Annotated in this window: 11 protein-coding genes; 8 read left to right on the forward strand and 3 right to left on the reverse strand. The window is 38.5% G+C overall.

Going from position 1 to position 18,186, the window contains the following annotated elements:
• Window positions 1-106 precede the first annotated feature (106 nt).
• Together purL and PZ892_RS12565 are read left to right on the forward strand one after the other, a co-directional pair.
• Entirely contained in the window at window positions 107-3,781 is a 3,675-nt protein-coding gene (gene purL, locus PZ892_RS12560; protein WP_277711412.1) for a phosphoribosylformylglycinamidine synthase, read from the forward strand.
• Between the two features lie 85 nt (window positions 3,782-3,866).
• On the forward strand, window positions 3,867-4,727 hold the full coding sequence (locus PZ892_RS12565) for an aminoglycoside 6-adenylyltransferase (RefSeq protein WP_277711413.1): 861 nt from the start codon (window positions 3,867-3,869) through the stop codon (window positions 4,725-4,727).
• 17 nt (window positions 4,728-4,744) lie between these two features.
• Here PZ892_RS12565 and PZ892_RS12570 read toward each other — a convergent pair whose 3' ends face one another.
• From PZ892_RS12570 to PZ892_RS12580, 3 genes are all read right to left on the reverse strand, one after another.
• Entirely contained in the window at window positions 4,745-4,888 is a 144-nt protein-coding gene (locus tag PZ892_RS12570) for a hypothetical protein (protein WP_277711414.1), read from the reverse strand.
• Between the two features lie 9 nt (window positions 4,889-4,897).
• Window positions 4,898-5,113, reverse strand: coding sequence for a hypothetical protein (locus PZ892_RS12575; RefSeq protein ID WP_277711415.1), 216 nt, complete (start codon window positions 5,111-5,113; stop codon window positions 4,898-4,900).
• Between the two features lie 228 nt (window positions 5,114-5,341).
• Entirely contained in the window at window positions 5,342-6,940 is a 1,599-nt protein-coding gene (locus PZ892_RS12580; RefSeq protein WP_094256018.1) for a Na+/H+ antiporter, read from the reverse strand.
• A gap of 40 nt (window positions 6,941-6,980) precedes the next feature.
• On the opposite strand from PZ892_RS12580, the gene rlmF reads away from it, so the two are divergent.
• The 6 genes from rlmF to PZ892_RS12610 all read left to right on the forward strand — a co-directional run bounded on the left by rlmF (window position 6,981) and on the right by PZ892_RS12610 (window position 18,182).
• Complete coding sequence (gene rlmF, locus PZ892_RS12585) at window positions 6,981-7,865, forward strand: 23S rRNA (adenine(1618)-N(6))-methyltransferase RlmF (RefSeq protein ID WP_182499552.1); 885 nt, start codon at window positions 6,981-6,983, stop codon at window positions 7,863-7,865.
• A gap of 467 nt (window positions 7,866-8,332) precedes the next feature.
• Window positions 8,333-11,296, forward strand: coding sequence for a SusC/RagA family TonB-linked outer membrane protein (locus PZ892_RS12590; RefSeq protein WP_094279976.1), 2,964 nt, complete (start codon window positions 8,333-8,335; stop codon window positions 11,294-11,296).
• Between the two features lie 6 nt (window positions 11,297-11,302).
• Window positions 11,303-12,808, forward strand: coding sequence for a RagB/SusD family nutrient uptake outer membrane protein (locus PZ892_RS12595; protein ID WP_169715148.1), 1,506 nt, complete (start codon window positions 11,303-11,305; stop codon window positions 12,806-12,808).
• 11 nt (window positions 12,809-12,819) lie between these two features.
• Window positions 12,820-13,923 carry a fasciclin domain-containing protein gene (locus PZ892_RS12600; RefSeq protein ID WP_094279975.1) on the forward strand — a complete coding sequence of 368 codons (1,104 nt, stop codon included), beginning with the start codon at window positions 12,820-12,822 and terminating at the stop codon, window positions 13,921-13,923.
• Between the two features lie 24 nt (window positions 13,924-13,947).
• Complete coding sequence (locus PZ892_RS12605; RefSeq protein WP_256962478.1) at window positions 13,948-15,039, forward strand: DUF5007 domain-containing protein; 1,092 nt, start codon at window positions 13,948-13,950, stop codon at window positions 15,037-15,039.
• A gap of 11 nt (window positions 15,040-15,050) precedes the next feature.
• The gene (locus PZ892_RS12610; protein WP_094256023.1) at window positions 15,051-18,182 is read left to right on the forward strand and encodes a SusC/RagA family TonB-linked outer membrane protein; all 3,132 of its coding nucleotides are present in this window, start codon (window positions 15,051-15,053) and stop codon (window positions 18,180-18,182) included.
• Window positions 18,183-18,186: the final 4 nt, after the last annotated feature.

Here is an 18,186-nt window from a genome sequence, read left to right on the forward strand (position 1 = left end):
AAAAACCGACTTACTTCTTAAAAAGATGCCGGTTTAAGCCATTTTATTATTTAAATATTCCGTAACTTTGCAGAATAATTGAAGGACGTTCAAATTCACTTTAATAATGATTCATTTCTTCGTGAACCCATTGAACACAGTTTATGCTGTTCAAACCCAAAATGATTTATCTACTGAAGATATTTCCAAACTAAACTGGCTTTTCGGCAACTCTAAAAAACTCGACGAACAAACGCTAAATGACTACTATGTAGGCCCTAGGGCTGCAATGGTAACTCCATGGAGCACAAACGCTGTCGAGATTACCCAAAACATGGGTATTACCGGTATTATCCGGATTGAAGAGTTCCAAAAAGTAGATGCTGATTTCAAGGATTTCGACCCTATGATTTCCCAAAAATTCAGCGCGCTGACTCAGGATATGTTTACTATTAACATCAGTCCAGAGCCAATCTTGGAAATTGATGATATCGAGGCTTACAATAAATCCGAAGGATTAGCATTGAGACCAGAGGAAGTAGATTATTTGAATAAATTAGCTGAAAAGATTGGTCGCAAACTAACAGATTCAGAGGTATTCGCTTTCTCACAAGCAAACTCGGAACACTGTCGTCACAAGATTTTCAATGGTACCTTTGTTATTGATGGTGAGGAACAACCTACCTCCCTTTTCAAATTAATCAAGAAAACATCCGAGACAAATCCTAATGATATTGTCTCTGCATATAAGGATAACGTTGCTTTTATAAAAGGACCTAAAGTAACGCAGTTTGCTCCTAAAACAGCAGATAAACCGGACTTTTATGAGGAGAAAGATTTCGACTCTGTTATTTCCTTAAAAGCTGAGACCCACAACTTCCCTACTACAGTAGAGCCATTCTCTGGCGCTGCTACAGGTTCTGGAGGTGAAATCCGTGACCGTCTTGCTGGTGGTCAAGGTGCTCTCCCTCTTGCTGGTACAGCAATCTATATGACAGCTTATTCACGCTTGTTGGATGACCGCCCTTGGGAAAAAGGAATGGAAGAAAGACCTTGGTTATACCAAACGCCAATGGATATCCTGATCAAAGCTTCTAACGGGGCTTCTGATTTTGGAAACAAGTTTGGTCAACCTTTGATTACGGGTTCTGTACTTACTTTCGAGCATGAAGAAGAAGGTCGTAAATTAGGTTATGACAAGGTAATCATGCAAGCAGGTGGTATTGGTTATGGCAAGTTAAGTCAAGCTAAAAAACATGAACCAGCTGCAGGAGATAAAATTGTTATCCTAGGTGGTGAAAACTACCGTATTGGTATGGGTGGTGCTGCAGTATCCTCAGCAGATACCGGTGCATTTGGCTCAGGTATCGAATTGAATGCGATTCAACGTTCCAACCCTGAAATGCAAAAACGTGCAGCTAACGCTATTCGTGCATTTGTTGAAAGCGATTTAAACCCTATCGTTTCTATCCATGACCATGGTGCTGGTGGACACTTAAATTGCCTTTCAGAACTAGTGGAAAATTCAGGTGGTTTGATCGACTTGGATAAACTTCCAGTGGGAGATCTTACTTTATCTGCTAAAGAAATTATTGGTAATGAATCCCAAGAACGTATGGGCTTGGTGATTGCAGAAGAAGATATCGAAAAATTGAAAACAGTTGCTGACCGCGAGCGTTCGCCGATGTACACTGTTGGTGATGTAACAGCGGATCATCGCTTCACTTTCGAATCTAAGAAAACAGGTGAAAAACCAATGGATTATGCCTTAGAGGATTTCTTTGGTTCTTCTCCAAAAACAATCATGAACGACAGTCAGGTTCAGCGCAAATATGCTGACCTTGAATATAATGTTAACGAGGTTCCTAATTACCTGAACCAAGTATTACAACTTGAAGCTGTAGCTTCAAAAGATTGGTTAACCAATAAAGTTGACCGTTGTGTTGGTGGTCGTGTTGCAAAACAACAATGTACTGGTCCATTGCAATTGCCATTAAACAATGTTGGAGTAATGGCTTTGGATTACAAATCTAAAGAAGGTATTGCAACCACAGTTGGACACGCTCCATTGACTGCATTGGTTGACCCGGTTGCTGGATCTAGAAACGCAATCGGAGAGGCACTTTCCAACCTTGTCTTCGCTCCTATCTACAATGGCTTGAAAGGTGTATCCCTTTCGGCAAACTGGATGTGGGCTTGTAACAACGAAGGCGAAGATGCTCGATTGTACCAAGCCGTAAAAGGATGTTCTGATTTTGCTATTGAATTAGGTATCAATATCCCTACTGGAAAGGATTCCCTTTCCATGAAACAGAAATATCCGAATGGCGAAAATGTAATTGCCCCAGGAACAGTGATTATTTCTGCTGGTGGTAACTGTACAGATATCAATAAAGTAGTAGAGCCTGTGTTAAAGAAAAATGCTGGTTCCATCTATTATATCAATCTTTCACAAGATAACTTCAAACTTGGAGGTTCTACGTTCGCTCAGATTTTAAACAAAATCGGTTCGGATGTACCTACTATCCAAGATTCAGAGTATTTCAAGAAAGCATTCAATGCGGTTCAAGAATTGATCAATAATGGTCAGATAGCTGCTGGTCACGATATTGGTTCTGGAGGTTTGGTTACTTCCTTATTGGAATTATGTTTTGCAGATGTTGATCTAGCTGCTGAATACGATCTTTCTAGCCTGAATGAGGCTGATACGGTGAAAGCATTGTTCAATGAAAACATCGGATTGGTGCTACAAGCCAAAGAAGATGCTGCATTTGAGAAAGCATTTGCTGATGCAGGTATTGAAGCATTCAAAATTGGTAAAGCTATCAATGGTTCTTCAGTAAGCATCAAAAACAATACAGATACATTCACTTTCGATGTTGCTGAAACAAGAGATACATGGTTCAAAACATCGTATTTATTAGACCAAAAGCAATCGAAAAACGGAACTGCAGACGAGCGTTTCAAAAACTATAAGAATCAGCCTTTAAGATTTGATTTCCCTGCTCAATTTGATGGTAAGAAACCAGTAATTGACGGCAGCAAAGCACGTCCAAAGGCGGCAATCATTCGTGAAAAAGGTTCAAACTCAGAAAGAGAAATGGCCAATGCCATGTTCCTTGCAGGATTTGATGTAAAAGATGTCCATATGACCGACTTGATCTCAGGTCGTGAAACATTGGAGGACATTCAATTCATCGGTGCTGTGGGAGGTTTCTCTAACTCAGACGTGTTAGGTTCTGCAAAAGGTTGGGCAGGAGCTTTCCTATATAACGAAAAAGCAAAAACTGCGCTTGAAAACTTCTTCAAACGTCCTGATACCCTTTCAGTAGGTATCTGTAATGGATGTCAGTTGTTCATGGAATTGGAATTGATTAATCCTGAACATGAAGTACATGGTAAAATGTTGCATAATACTTCTCAGAAACACGAATCCAATTTCGTATCTGTAAAAATCCAAGAAAACAATTCCATCATGTTGTCTACCCTTGCAGGTTCAACTTTGGGAGTATGGATTTCTCATGGTGAAGGAAAATTCAACTTGCCTCAACAAGAAGATCAATACAATATCGTAGCGAAATATGCTTACGATCAATATCCACACAATCCAAATGGATCAGATTTCAATACGGCAATGATGAGTGACAAAACTGGTCGTCACTTAGTTACCATGCCACATATTGAACGTTCAGTTTTCCAATGGAACTGGGCAAACTATCCGGACGGACGCACAGACGAAGTTTCTCCTTGGATTGAAGCTTTCGTAAATGCACGTAAGTGGATTGAAAACCAAAGCAAATAAGTTGGAATAACGTAATAGTTAAGAAAAATCCCGATGCGATAAGCATTGGGATTTTTTTATTAACTTAAAATCTGAAGAAAAACCTATGAAAGCAAGAGATGAAAAATTAGAAGCCATTAAAGCCTGGATCACAAACAATGCTGATATCCGCACAGCCTTGTTGACAAGCTCTTTGGTCAACCCCTTAGCTCCTATTGATGATTTCTCAGACTTGGATATCGAACTTGTTTTCAACGATTCCATACCCTATTTAGAATCCAAGGATTGGATAAATCTCTTTGGAGATCCATTGAATATTTACGAAGAAGGAATTGAAGTCTTTGAAGGAAAACATGCTATGAAGATGGTGCAGTATTGGGATGGGGTAAAAATTGATTTTAAAATTTACAGCAAAGACCAATTTAAATCTGAAGTTTCAGCAACTGAATTACCTGAGGATTGGGATATTGGCTATGAGATCCTGATTGACAAGGATGGGCTTTGTAAAAGCCTACAACCAGCATCTCATCAAGTTAGCATCATAAAAAAACCAACTGAAGAAGAATTTCAGAAGCTAGTTGCAGATTTTTTCTGGGATGTGACCTATCTTCCTAAATGCCTGATTCGTGAAGACCTATTTTATCTCAAATTCATGCAGGAAAAAATCATTCGCGTAGAGTATTTTATCCCTATGATCGAATGGTACATAGCGAGCAAAAATCAATGGAAAGTAACGACCAATAAATACGGGCGATTATTCAAGAAGTATCTCAGTCCAGAAGAATGGCAAGAATTGGAGCAAACATTCGCAGGCTCTGATATTCAAGAAAATTGGACAGCCTGCAGCAAAATGATCGATCTATTTGACAAGATGGCTAGAGAAGTTTCCAAAAACCTAGGATACTCCTATGATCAAGGAAAAGCCAATTCAACAAAACAATTTTTCCATAGTTATCAAAAAGAATAGCCTAAAACCCAATTTCACTAAGTTTCATAGGAATAATCATAACCTGTAACCTTCCATTTACCATCTTTCATTTCAAGGTAGTAAACAACTCCTTGACCACACATATTTCCGCAATGGTAATACGTATTGATCAATGCTTTGTTCTTATCAGCAGTAAACAATGGTTTATTTTAGAATTTAAAAACTAAATCACTATCAAGAACATACCTCGCCGTATCAAATTCGACAACCGCATCTACCACCTTCGAGAATTCAACCCCAATCGGAGAATAAGTAGGAAATACCTTCTCCAAAAACTCATCCCCAGACATATAAACTGTGTGCCTTTTCTCCCTACATGCAATCATCAAAATAATAACTAATGCATAAACCCCTAACCTTTTCATAATCTTTACATTTTGTAAAGAAATAATGAAATTTCCCGCTCATGATTTCAACTATACCCCTTAAAAAACCCGTTCCATTATCCGATCACGCTTTCCCGCTCTCGTTTTCAAGTATAGCCCAAAAAACACCCCGTTCCATTATCCGATCACGTTTTCCCACTCACATTTTCAAGAAAAGTTTCAAAAAATAATCTTGGTCTCTCCTCTAATCCTCCAATCCTGGCCGCACTAGCGACGATTCAACCTCGACTCCTCCAAGTCAAGATTATGCTCCAATCCCCTCAAAATAGACTCATCATAATTCTTCTCACTCACCAAGGTATAGATTACATCTCTACGCACATTGATTAGGTCTTGCATAACCTGTTTATACAATCCTTTTTCATTAGCGATCTTGATTTTGGATTCACTGCTTAGATTGGTAGCAGTAGATTCAAGACTACGTTTTAAAGATAGATTAATAGCCTTTACCGTATTACTCTCTTCCAGTTCCTTCGCATATTTTGTTTTCAGCAATTTCATTTCCTCATTAACCAAACGGTATCTGATGGCTTCCACCTGAGCTTCTTCAGGAATTTCAGACGACTTACCATCCAAGTTCACCAATTTTATCAGCCATGGTAAGCTCAAACCCTGCACGACCAAGGTTATTAATATGACCACAAAGGTGATAAATAGAATCAGGTTACGATGCGGGAAATGCTGTCCACTAGAAACATAGATTGGAATAGCTAGTGCAGAGGCCAAGGATACTACCCCACGCATGCCGGCCCATCCTAAAATCAGAGGCATTTTCCAACCTGGGGAAGGTTCTTTCTTACGGACTCTTGGAAATAATCTTGGAAGATAATTGACGATATATATAAAGGCAATCCGAATCACGATGATTACCAAGGTAATAATCAAAGCAATTTCAATAGCCCAAGAAGTCGATACGCTTTCGATACCATCAATAATAATTGGCAGTTCCAATCCGATGAGGATAAAAACGAAGCCATTTAAGAGGAAACCTACTGTCTCCCAAACCTCACGAGTTTGGATTCTGGTATTATAGTCCATGTAATCTTTGGATCTATAGGAGAGAAATAATCCTCCGGACACTACTGCCAAAACACCGGACCATTCAAAATGCTCTGCCACGATATACATTATATAAGGAGCAATCAGCGTAATTGGCGTTGTGATACTAGATGCTTTCGCTATGTATTTCAAGAAAAAAAACAGGATGTTTGCGATGACAAGACCAACAAAGACCCCCATTATTGCCAAGGTGAAAAATCCAATCACCGCCTCTTGCATGGTAAAAGCTCCCGTCATGATTACCGCCAATGCCATTCGGAAAACCGTTAGGGATGCCGCGTCATTAACCAAGCTTTCTCCTTCTAAAAGGGTGATTCCACGTTTTGGCATATTCACACCTTTTAATACAGAGGTTGCTGCCACAGCATCTGGAGGTGAAATAATTCCGCCTAACAGAAAGCCTAAGGCTAGAGTAAATCCTGGTATTAAATTGACTGATAGATAAGCGATGGCAATGGATGTAACAAAAACTAACCCGAAGCCCATCGTTAAAATAGACCGCCGATTTCTCCAGAAGCTATTCCAGGAGGTATACCAAGCCGCTTCAAATAATAATGGCGGCAAGAAAACCAAAAAGACAACATCGGGGTTAATACTAAACACGGGTAAACCCGGAATTAATGATATCGCTAACCCACCGATTACCAGCAAGATAGGGTATGAAATCTTAAAACGCTGGGAAACGACAAATAACATGGACATGAAAAAGAATAGAATCATGACCAATAATATGTTGGATTCGATCATATTTGCTAATTAATAGATATCTTTGTGTACTGTAAAAATAATGGAAAAAATCTCAAAAAATCTACACCCGCGCAATAAGTTCAATCAGGAATATGACTTCAAGAAATTGATCAAACATGTACACCCATTGAAGAAACATCTTGTCGTATTACCTGACGGCCGTCAATCTCTGGACTTCCGGGATACAGAATCCGTGTTCTTATTAAATAAAGCGCTGTTAGAATCAGAGTTTAAAATTAAAAATTGGGATCTATTACCAGGTAGTCTGGTACCTTCCATTCCAGGAAGATTAAACTATATTAATTATTTAGCAGACCTGATCCAGCCAAAAAATCCAAAAGACATCAAGGTTCTTGATGTGGGAACTGGCTCCAGTATCATTTATCCTATTCTTGGTTTTCTAGAGTATCATTGGAACTTTGTGGCTTCGGATACCCATATCCAATCCATCCAACACGCGCATAAAATCTTAAATGACAACCCTTATCTAAAAAAGGGTATTAAGTTAAGAACTCAGGAAAACCCTGAACAGACCTTAAAAGGAATTATTCAACCCAATGAATATTTCGATGCCATTCTATGTAATCCCCCATTCTACAAATCTCGGGATGACTATAGACAAACGGTAATAAAGAAAAACCAAAAACTTCATCAAGAAGGAGAAAGTACAAAGACCAACTTTCAAGGCCTTTCCAACGAGCTTTGGTTTCCGGGTGGTGAAAAGAAATTTATTAGTAACATGATCTATGAAAGTATTGAACTAAGAGATCAAATCGGACTTTGTTCTGTTCTTGTTTCTAATAAAGACAATTTAAAACCATTAAAGGCAATTTTAGAGTACCATAAGATTGAAGATATCAAAGTTACCCAAATGCATCAGGGTAATAAGATTAACAGAATCTTGTCGTGGCGACTAAACAAATAAGGCAATACTAAACAACAAAACTTTTTAAATGTTACATTTTTCTATGTCTACTTTAACGTTAAAGCAGATATGGAGAGAAATTGCTATTTTTTTTAAAAAAATTTGCTAAAACGTTTTTTATTTATAAATTAGTCTACACCATTAATATAAACGTTTACTAACAGACACATTATGAAGCTTTTTACAACTTTTAATTCCAGCAATTTATTTTCCGGCTAGTTAAGGATTATTTTTTTTCTGTTTACCCAAACTAAACACATCTAACCAGTGTTGTTTTAGAAATCAATTACCCTAAACAAATAATTATGAGAAGAAAAAAATTGCGACCAATTTATGTAACCCGCTAAGGGAAAGCGCGAACTACTACATTTCATCCAGTATTTTTTATTTGAATTCTAGCGAAAGCTATTGGATTCAGATTTAAAAAAGTATCTACTATTTACTAACCTATAAACCGCACTGCGAATATGAGTGTATTATGGAAGTTTAAATCGTTATTGATTTTTATGTCTATGTCTGTGGGGCATGCACATTGTCATAACGTTGATTTTGCCAACCTATCGCTCCAGGATACGACCGAAACTGATTCGGTTCCACCCTTGGATACCTTGGCATTATTAAAGCCACTTTATGAATTGGACCTACCCAAATTCAACAACATTAGAAACATGAAAACCACGTCTTTAATCACTGCCAATAGTTTACAGCAGTATATTAAAGGTGAATTACCTGGGGTTTATGTCTCCGAATCAAACGGTGAACCCGGATCTAACATTCAAATGTTTGTTCGGGGAATTAGTAAACCTATCCTTACCAATAGGGATATTTACAATTCACAACCTTTGGTTGTTTTGGATGGAATCCCTTTGATCGGAGAACACCCATTTGCTTTTGATGTCCAAAACTATGATGTCGAAAGAATTGGGACCGAGAATAACCTCCTTGCCAATTTTGATATCGACAATATCGAAAGTATTAAGGTCTTGAAAGACCTTTCGGCTGTTGCAACCTACGGCCCTTTGGCAGCAAATGGGGTGATTGAAATCACCTCCAGAAAAGCAGCCGGCGATGGCAATAAACGGATAACCGTTAATAGTTACATAGGAATGTCTCAACGTCCTACGGTAACTACCATCAATGGTGCCTATGAAAATGCCTTCAGAAAACAATTCTATGATCTATATACCAGTAATGGAAAGTTTAATCAGGATGATGTGTATCCAATTTATTTAAGTGACTCCTTAAATAATGATTATTACGGTCCTTCAAACTGGTCCGACAGCTATTACTCCAATGGGTTAAACCATGGTGTCAATGCCAATATATCAGGAGGTCAGCCAAGAGCAACTTTCCAGTTCTCACTTGGAAATGTAAAAACCTCAGGTGTAGCGGACGATACCAAGATGGATAAATACAATGCGCGGTTCTTCCTGAATTTAAGACCATTTAAATGGTTGAATTTTGAAACCCTTTTCAATGCTTCACGGGTCAATCGCGATAGAAATAGAAACTTACGAAATCGATTTGCCATGATGGGTTACCTTCCTGACTTAGGCGCTCCTTTAGCCCCAAACAAGGAAGTCTATGACCTTTACTTAGAAGAGTTCGATAAGAGTTTCGATAAGAACTTCAACAATATTCTTGAAGGATTTTTCCGTTTTCAAATCAATGCTGGACCAATTAAGTTGAGTAGTAAATTCGGAGTCGACTATAATGAAGGCTATCGTGACCTCTTCTACCCTAGTACAATTTTGGAAAACAGCAATTTCGCTTCCAATTATTATGGATACAACCAACGATTATTGGTAGATAATAAATTGTCTTACGATATTGAAAACGATGTCAATTACTTCTATTTTGAAGTTGGAAACTCTTTGATCTGGGATACTTATAAATACAATTATGCTTATGCTTACAAGGGAGTTAATGATTTTATCAAATTGAATCTATTGGAATCAGATCCAAATAATGGAAATTACCTGAATCCAACCGCTTTCCCTAGACAACTTGTGTATAAATTCTTGGATAGAACTAAGCATAACATGGTTAATTTCTATGGAAAAGCTTCTTATACCTATAATAAATCTTATACTGCAGCCTTGACCATGCGCTATGATGGATCATCAAATGCGCAACCAACTACGCGTTGGTTCTTCTCTCCGATTTTAGCCTTGGGTTGGGATGCCAAAAATGATCTTGCTCAGGATAACGATGCAATCAGCATGTTGAATATCCGTGCGAGCGTTGGCCGTATTGGTCATTATAATCTATATGACAACTATTCACAAGGTCCTAGCTACACTGCTGAAATTGGTTATACCGGAAATAGAATCGTTCCTGGCTATAATGCGATTGCAGCACTTGTTCGTCCTTATAATGTAGGTTGGGTAGGTTATGACTTACCATGGTCCTACTCAGATAATATCAATTTAGGATTTGACCTGGGTTTTGACAAACGTAACATTCAGATTTCATTGGATGCCTATGTTCGGGACACCAAGGATCAATTGATCATGCTTCCAGGTAAAAAAGATTACGGCTATGCCTATCAGTATGAAGCTGGAATGGATGTTCGCAACATGGGAATCGATCTTTCGGCATCAGGAAATGTTGTGCAAAATGACAAAGTTTCTTGGAACACCGGAATCGTATTAGGAGTAAACAACAATAAATTATTAGCCTTGCCAAACGGACTTGATCAGGTTGAAGTCAATGACCGCTTATTAAAAGTTGGTGAAAGAATAGATGCTTTCTGGTTATATCAGAATAATGGCATGTACCAAACTGATGATCAGGTACCAGTAGCCAATGGTCAGAAAATGACCTACAATGGAATCATCTTAAAAGCAGGTGATCCAATCTGGTCTGACACCAATGCTGATAATCAAATTACTAAAGAAGATAAAGTTCTTCAGGGGAATATCCTTCCTAAACTAAGTGGTTCATGGAATAACATGGTTACCTATAAGAACTTTGACTTGAACTTAAACTTCTACTTTAGCCTAGGTAGAAAAATCGTAAATCAAGAAATGTCAAACCGCTTCAATTTCATCGAAAATGAAAATGCAAGCAGTATTAATTCAATCAAGGAGATTACTTATTGGGAAAAGAGAGGCGATTATAGCCTTTACCCTCTTTACAATCCATGGTCTTCTGTAACTCCATTCCAAACCAATCAATCCTTATTTCTGGAAGATGGCTCTTTCCTAAAACTGAGAACAGTGACGCTAGGATATAACTTCAAGGATATCGTAGGAAATAGTTTAGGCAAGAATGGAGATTTATATGTGTACTTATCTGCTAACAATTTATTTACTGTAAGCAAATATTCAGGTAGGGATCCGGAGTTAGTGAATTATTTGGGTTATGACCAAGGCTATTCACTTCCAATCCCTAGAACATTTGCTTTAGGATTTAAACTTAAACTGTAACCGATCATGAAAAGAATATTAATCATTTTAATCGTATTGAGTCAAGTTTTTGTGTCCTGCAAAAAAATGCTGGATATCAACTCTACTCGATTGGTTTCAGAAGAAAATATGTGGCGTTCTTTGGAGGATTCCAGAGGTGCCTTGATGGGAATTTATGGCTTGACCAAAGCAGCGCTCAATGATAACAACGCTCATTGGTTGTATGGTGATGTTCGTTCTGGTGAATTCACTATTCCTATTCGTCAAGATTTAAAATCTATTGCTAAAAATGACCTGAATGCATCTTTCGGTGCAATGAACGACTTGAAAAGCTGGAGACGATGGTATGCAATCATCAATTCTGCAAATATTTTCCTTGAGCGTATTCAGGAAGTAAAGGATCAAGATGAACGTTATACCAATAATAACATGCAGGTCGATGTGGCTCAAGCTCGTTTCCTACGTGCTTTCGCTTATTTCTATATGGTTAGACTTTGGGGAGATGTGCCTTTGATCGTTTCTTCTAAAGAAGGCTCATTTACCGATCAACCTCGTGAAGATCAAAGTAAAGTATTAGCTTTCGTAGAACAGGAATTGATCGCCGCTGCTGCAGATCTACCTTTTGTATATAGCGCTGGTGATGAACAACAGCAAGGGAATTATTATAATGAAGCAAATGCCAGATGGCGTGGTGCTTTAGCCCGTAAAACAACTGCTTATGCAATTCTTGCACATGTAGCTGCTTGGCAAAGTAATTATCCAGATGCTGCAGCTTACGCTAAATTCGTAATCGACAACCAACAAAAAGGTAGCTTATCCTTACTTTCTACTGCTGACCTTACTAATCCAAATGGCTTCTTCAATGATAAGAACTCTAATCAGTTATTAGGATTTGGACATATTTACAATCATGTGGAAGGTTCATTTACTGGACACATCGAGGAACTTACTTTAGCAGCACCAGTTGTTAACAAAAGTATCCCGGATATGTATATGACAAAGGACAAAATCCTTTCGATTTTCAACGAATCTACCGACGAACGCTTTTCTGCTGATACCCTTGGTAATGCAGTAACGGAAGTTTATTTCAGAAATTTCAATGGACAGTATCCAATTTTCAGCAAGATCAAAGTTATTATGGGTGGAACGACAGATCCTACCTTCAGGTTTTATGGAAGTGCGACTATCATCACTCGATTAGAAGACATGTACCTTCTTCGTGCTGAAGCATTAGCGGTAATTGGTGAACAAGCCGGAGCAATCGAGCTTCTAAATACGATTCGCGAAAGAAGAGGATTGAATAATTATTCCGCGGCTAGAAATGGAGAATTGATCGATGCAATCTTCCAGGAAAGAAACCGGGAATTAATGGGTGAAGGTCATCGATGGTATGATATGGTCCGACAATATAAAATCTTGAATGATAATTCTGACCTCAGCAAACTTATCCGAGAGAAAGGAATTTATTGGCCATTGTCTAATGATGTCCTATCCCAGAACAAATTATTAACCCAAAATGAATATTGGAAATAAACCGTATAACCATGAAAGTCAAACATTTATTTTTTAGTGTACTCTCTTTGATTTTGGTTAGCGGATGCGCCAAAGATAAAGGGTATTATAATGAAGTCGTAAAAAAGGTTACATATGATGGTACTGTATTGGAGTATCTTCAAAGTAAACCTGGTGTATTTGACTCATTATTACAGGTATTAAACCGTACCAAAATGAACACGGTCCTAAGTGGCAATGATAAAATCACCTTCTTTGCCCCTACTAATCAAAGTTTTCAATTAGCCATTGAAAACCTGAATAATACGCGTAAAGAATCTGATAAACCTCTGGAATATCTAGCTAATGTGGATCTAAAGCATTTAGATACCATGATGGCTCAATATATTATCAAAGGGCTATTTCCCGCAGATTCCATGAAATTAAAAGATGGAATCCAATTACAGGATTATAAATACAAAAGAGTGATGAATGCTAAATTAAAAACAGCAACGTCTTCAGGCTTTGAAGATGGAGGCCCTAAAGTAATTGAGTATTCAGACACAAAAAACAGTCAATTTACCAGAAACTGGGTTACTGCAACTACAGCATCCATTAATATCGAGGCAAAGAACGGAATGATTCATGTCATTTCCTCAAACCACGTATTTGGGTTTAATGACTTCGTAACGCGATTGACATATATTCCACCTCCACCAAACTTATTTGTAACTGTAGGTGGTAAATTCTCGGTATCCCGCGAAACCGGTGGCGGTCCGGACGCTGTTGAAGCCTCCAAATATGTATTTGATGGCAACAGAGAAACAAAATTCTTCCTGAATAGCTTCGGTGGGGTTTGGATGCAGGTAGAATTGAATGAAGCTACTGCGGCAAATGCCTATACCCTAACCTCAGCGAATGATATTCCAAATCGTGACCCTATGGACTGGACCCTACAAGCATCTCAAGATGGTAGTAACTGGGTAACTTTAGACTCTAAGTCTGGTGAAGAATTTACTTCTAGATTCCAACAACGCGTATTCTGGATCAACAATACCACAGCATATAAATTCTATAGGCTGAATGTTCAGAAGAATCGCTCTGGAGGAGATTTCCAACTTGCAGATTGGAGTGTGAACAAAGGAACTGTAAACTAATTAATGGACCTGAAAAGACTAATTATGAAAATCTCGAATAAAATCCGAATATTCTGCGTCTTTGTTGGAAGCTTTGGCATATTTTCCGCATGCTCTGACATGTATGGCCTCCCAGAAGACAGAGACTTTATCAGTGAAAATGTAAATTACTTAATAAAGGTTCTTGAACCTACATTAGGACGAACCTCGGTATTTACCTCCTTAGTGGAGGACAACTCTACCCTACCTATGACCTTTGAAATTGTCAATGCAAGGTATGGTGATGGACGTCCTGTAACCGATATATTTACTAAAGCTCAAACCTACGAATGGATTCAGGAATATGATGGTTTGGAAAAATCATTAGCAGAAATTGAAGCCAAAAGAAGACTTGTTGAAAAACCGATATTTGAAGTTGACAGCAATGGTCGTTTTATACTGTGGGCTTCAGCAACCAATGCCATCTTGAAACCAAGACCTGTGGATACGGTTATAAAAACTCAGGATATCCGCTTTTTTGACCTGAAAGTTAAAAACTCCGGTGGAACCCAGATAATCAAGGATTTCCAACTTATTCCTTGGCGTGAAATCCCTTATTATCCTTCCACGGATATTAATCCATATACAGGTGGCAAAGCTCCCGATCCCCAAAGACCGAAAGATACCACCAGACAGGATTATATTATCCCGAGTTACTTGAGTAACGTTGTTGGTGAAAGAACCCAATTGAATTTGGTAAATAATAACATCCAAAAAGATGTGGTGGTTTATATTCGTCCATTTACAGGTGGTAAAGGAAATAGCTTACGCTTCAAATTTATGGGAGCAGATGGTAAGTTCATCAATCCTAAAAAATTCAATGAAACCAAATGGGATATGTTGGTACATGGATTCAATAAGGTAGAAAATCCAGAGTATATCCAATATGATGTGGCCTATCCGATTCCATTAACCAATTATAAAACCGATTACGCCAATGGCGGAACGGCCAATGTCAACTTTGCTTATTCCAGAATTGGTTTCGGTGGTGGCAGAACTATAGGGTCATTTGGTCTGAATTTCCGGATTTATAAAAAAGGAGACTGGGAAATTGTATTCCATTTCCGCAATGAGAACCCAAAATTTGAGGATGAATAAACTTAAGCCTTATGAAATTTCAAAAACTAATTATACTAATCTTAAGCATTTTTACCCTTCAAATTGCTTATGCCCAGAATCAAGCTATTCGTGGGCGTGTAGTTGACGAGTCCAATAATGGAATCGCTGGGGCAACTATTTTAAATGCTGCAACTAATCGTGCTATTACCGCATCCTCTGACAACGGTAGTTTCGCATTAAGCGTACCTGCCAATACCACCTTAGTCTTTAAGGCGGTAGGTTTTAACCAGAGAAGAGTAACCGTAAAGGCAAATCAGACTACTTTAACCGTTCAATTGAGCTCAACTGAAGATCAAGTGGAAGAAGTGGTTGTCCGTGGATATGTAGCTCGTAAAAAAGAAACCAGTACCGGTGCATCTGCCTCATTGGGTCAAAAAGATATCCGTGACGTACCTGCAGCCAACCTTGAGCAATTAATGCAAGGAAAAGTACCGGGACTTAACGTGCAAGTAAATACAGGTGCTCCTGGTTTTAGAGGGTCAACCCAAATCCGTGGTCTTTCAACCCTTTCCACAACCGGGTCGGGTAGCGAGTCTATCTTAATGCCTACCTCTCCCCTGTATGTGATTGATGGGGTGCCTATGGATGCCGATAGAGCGTCAGAATTTGGTCTTCAACAACAAGGTCCAGGTATTTCTCCTTTATCATTGATTCCACCTGAAGATGTGGAAAGCATCGAAATCTTAAAAGATGCCCAAGCAACTTCCTTATATGGATCCCAAGGTGCCTATGGGGTAATCATTATTACGACCAAACGTGGTAATTCGCCAGTTCCTCGAATTAATTATACCCAAAGTACATTTATGAAGACTCCTCCTAAATTAAGAGAAACATTGGGAGGAAATCTGGAACGCCAATTAAAGATGTGGCAAATTATCAATAATGCAATAACGCAAGGGGAATTGGATAAGATTATGGAAACACCAATGCTTGCAGATAGTTTGAATGCATTTTACAATAACTCCACAAACTGGCAAGCGCTCTATTATCAAAATACATTCAACCAAAATCATAACGTAAGTTTAGATGGTGGAAATGAAGTCCTTTCCTATAAAGCCAATATTGGATATTATGGTGAAACTGGGGTTATTAAAAACACAGGATTCAACAGGTATTCATCCAACTTAAGAATGGATTACAGACCTAATAAAAGATTTGATTTTACAGGTCAGGTATTTGCTCAGTTAGGTAAGCAAAATAAAGGTGATGGTACAGGGATCTTACAAACGGGAGTTTCAACCGGTGGTATGAACTCAACCTTATTACCGCCACCAGGATTCTTCTCAGCAGATGCAGGTTATATTTCTGCGATTCGGACCAAGAACGATAACAGCTCCAAGTTGATCCGTCCGTATGTGGAAGGAAAATTCGAAGTATTCCCGGGATTAAGAATTCAGTCCGCCATGAGTTATGAGTTTGCTTCTAATAACGAAGACAAATTTACTCCAGCCGCTGCTGCTGGCCAATTCTCAGAAGTCTACTCTTTTGCTGGACGGGAATCGAACTTATATAATAGAAATATCATAAACTACACAAAGGATATCAATGAAGATCATAATATCTTTATTAACCTATTCAATGAGGTAAGACATAACCAACGTCAGAACACCATTACAAAACAAGCAAGAACTCCAAATGATCAGTTTGAAGGGCCTCTTGGCTATGATGGTTATTTCTCCAGAGGTGGTGGTGTATTATCCAATTTCAGAAATGAAAAAGCATTATCCTTTGCATTAGCTACCTCGTACAGTTATAAATCCCGTTATATTGTGGATTTATCCTATCGTATTGATGGTTCTTCCGCAAATGGTTTTGAAAATCTTTACACTAAAAATCCAGCAGTTGGTTTCCGTTGGAATGCGCATCATGAAGAATGGATTAAATCGATTCCTTGGATCAATTTGGCATCTTTACGTTTTACTTGGGGGGTCAATGTAATGCCTACGAGTACCTTGGAGCGTATCTATGGACGATATGATATTTCAGGTCTCTATAACCAAACGCAAGGTATTGGTATTAACTATTCCTTTATCCCGAATCCAAGCTTGAAACCTACGACCTCCATGCAGTATAATGCTGGTTTGGACTTGAACTTGTTCAATAATAAAGTAGATCTAGTCTATGACACCTATTACAAAAAGGTGGATAATCTGCTATTTGAATCCTTCTTAACGAATTCAACCGGATTTGATAAGTTATATTCCAATGATGCCGGGGTAGCCAATTATGGTCATGAGCTTGCCATCAATGTTCGTCCTTTATCTGCATCGAGCCCATTTAGCTGGACATTCTCCTTGAATGGAGCTTATAACCGAGATGTATTATTATTACTTCCGGACAACTTCCGTGGTCAATATATCAAATGGGATGGGAATGCTGATAGATTGCATATGGTAAATCGTGTTGGAACCTCTGCCCTTTCGAATTATTTATTACAAAACGTAGGGGTTTATGCGACTGATGCAGATGTGCCAATCGATCCAGCTACTGGATTGAGATACCGCACTGCAGATGGTACCTTCTTCCAAGCCGGAGATCCAATTTTCGTGGATAGAAATGGAGATTATATTTTAGATAATCGCGATTATACACGTGCAGGTAATACTCAACCGCTTTGGACTGGTGGTATGCAAAACACCTTGAATTATAAAAATTTCCAATTTTCGGTTTATGCCTCCTATACGGCTAAAAGAACAATCCTAAATTATGCTCGTGCGCAACGCATGGATCTATTTAGAGATCCTTTTGGTTCGCAAGCGATTGTGCCGATCGAAAACATTAGTATTTGGATGAAAGATGGGGATATTGCAAAATACCCTTATCCTTATGATTTCTCGAGAAATAACAGTGTACAGCCGTTCCGCTATGACCAAACTCTTTGGGAAGAAAACGGAAGTTACTTTAAGATCAACAATATTATCGTGGCTTACGTATTCGACATGGACTTCTTAAGAAGATACCGCTTAGATAGATTCCGTATTTACGCATCAATGGATAACGTTTACACCTTTTCAAGTTATTCAGGTCCAAACCCTGAGAACGTGACGAGTCTAGGACGCGATGCATCCAATGGATACCCAGTACCGAGAACATATACCTTAGGTTTCAATATTTCATTCTAAAAAT

The sequence above is a fragment of the Sphingobacterium sp. WM genome, from assembly GCF_029542465.1.
GTDB lineage: Bacteria > Bacteroidota > Bacteroidia > Sphingobacteriales > Sphingobacteriaceae > Sphingobacterium > Sphingobacterium cellulitidis.

What these genes read in the sequence shown, in the direction of transcription:
- PZ892_RS12580 (WP_094256018.1), bottom strand. Translation starts at nt 6,940, where the DNA reads ATGATCGAATCCAACATATTATTGGTCATGATTCTATTCTTTTTCATG.
- PZ892_RS12575 (WP_277711415.1), bottom strand. Translation starts at nt 5,113, where the DNA reads ATGAAAAGGTTAGGGGTTTATGCATTAGTTATTATTTTGATGATTGCA.
- purL (WP_277711412.1), top strand. Translation starts at nt 107, where the DNA reads ATGATTCATTTCTTCGTGAACCCATTGAACACAGTTTATGCTGTTCAA.
- PZ892_RS12595 (WP_169715148.1), top strand. Translation starts at nt 11,303, where the DNA reads ATGAAAAGAATATTAATCATTTTAATCGTATTGAGTCAAGTTTTTGTG.
- PZ892_RS12600 (WP_094279975.1), top strand. Translation starts at nt 12,820, where the DNA reads ATGAAAGTCAAACATTTATTTTTTAGTGTACTCTCTTTGATTTTGGTT.
- rlmF (WP_182499552.1), top strand. Translation starts at nt 6,981, where the DNA reads ATGGAAAAAATCTCAAAAAATCTACACCCGCGCAATAAGTTCAATCAG.
- PZ892_RS12605 (WP_256962478.1), top strand. Translation starts at nt 13,948, where the DNA reads ATGAAAATCTCGAATAAAATCCGAATATTCTGCGTCTTTGTTGGAAGC.
- PZ892_RS12610 (WP_094256023.1), top strand. Translation starts at nt 15,051, where the DNA reads ATGAAATTTCAAAAACTAATTATACTAATCTTAAGCATTTTTACCCTT.
- PZ892_RS12565 (WP_277711413.1), top strand. Translation starts at nt 3,867, where the DNA reads ATGAAAGCAAGAGATGAAAAATTAGAAGCCATTAAAGCCTGGATCACA.
- PZ892_RS12590 (WP_094279976.1), top strand. Translation starts at nt 8,333, where the DNA reads ATGAGTGTATTATGGAAGTTTAAATCGTTATTGATTTTTATGTCTATG.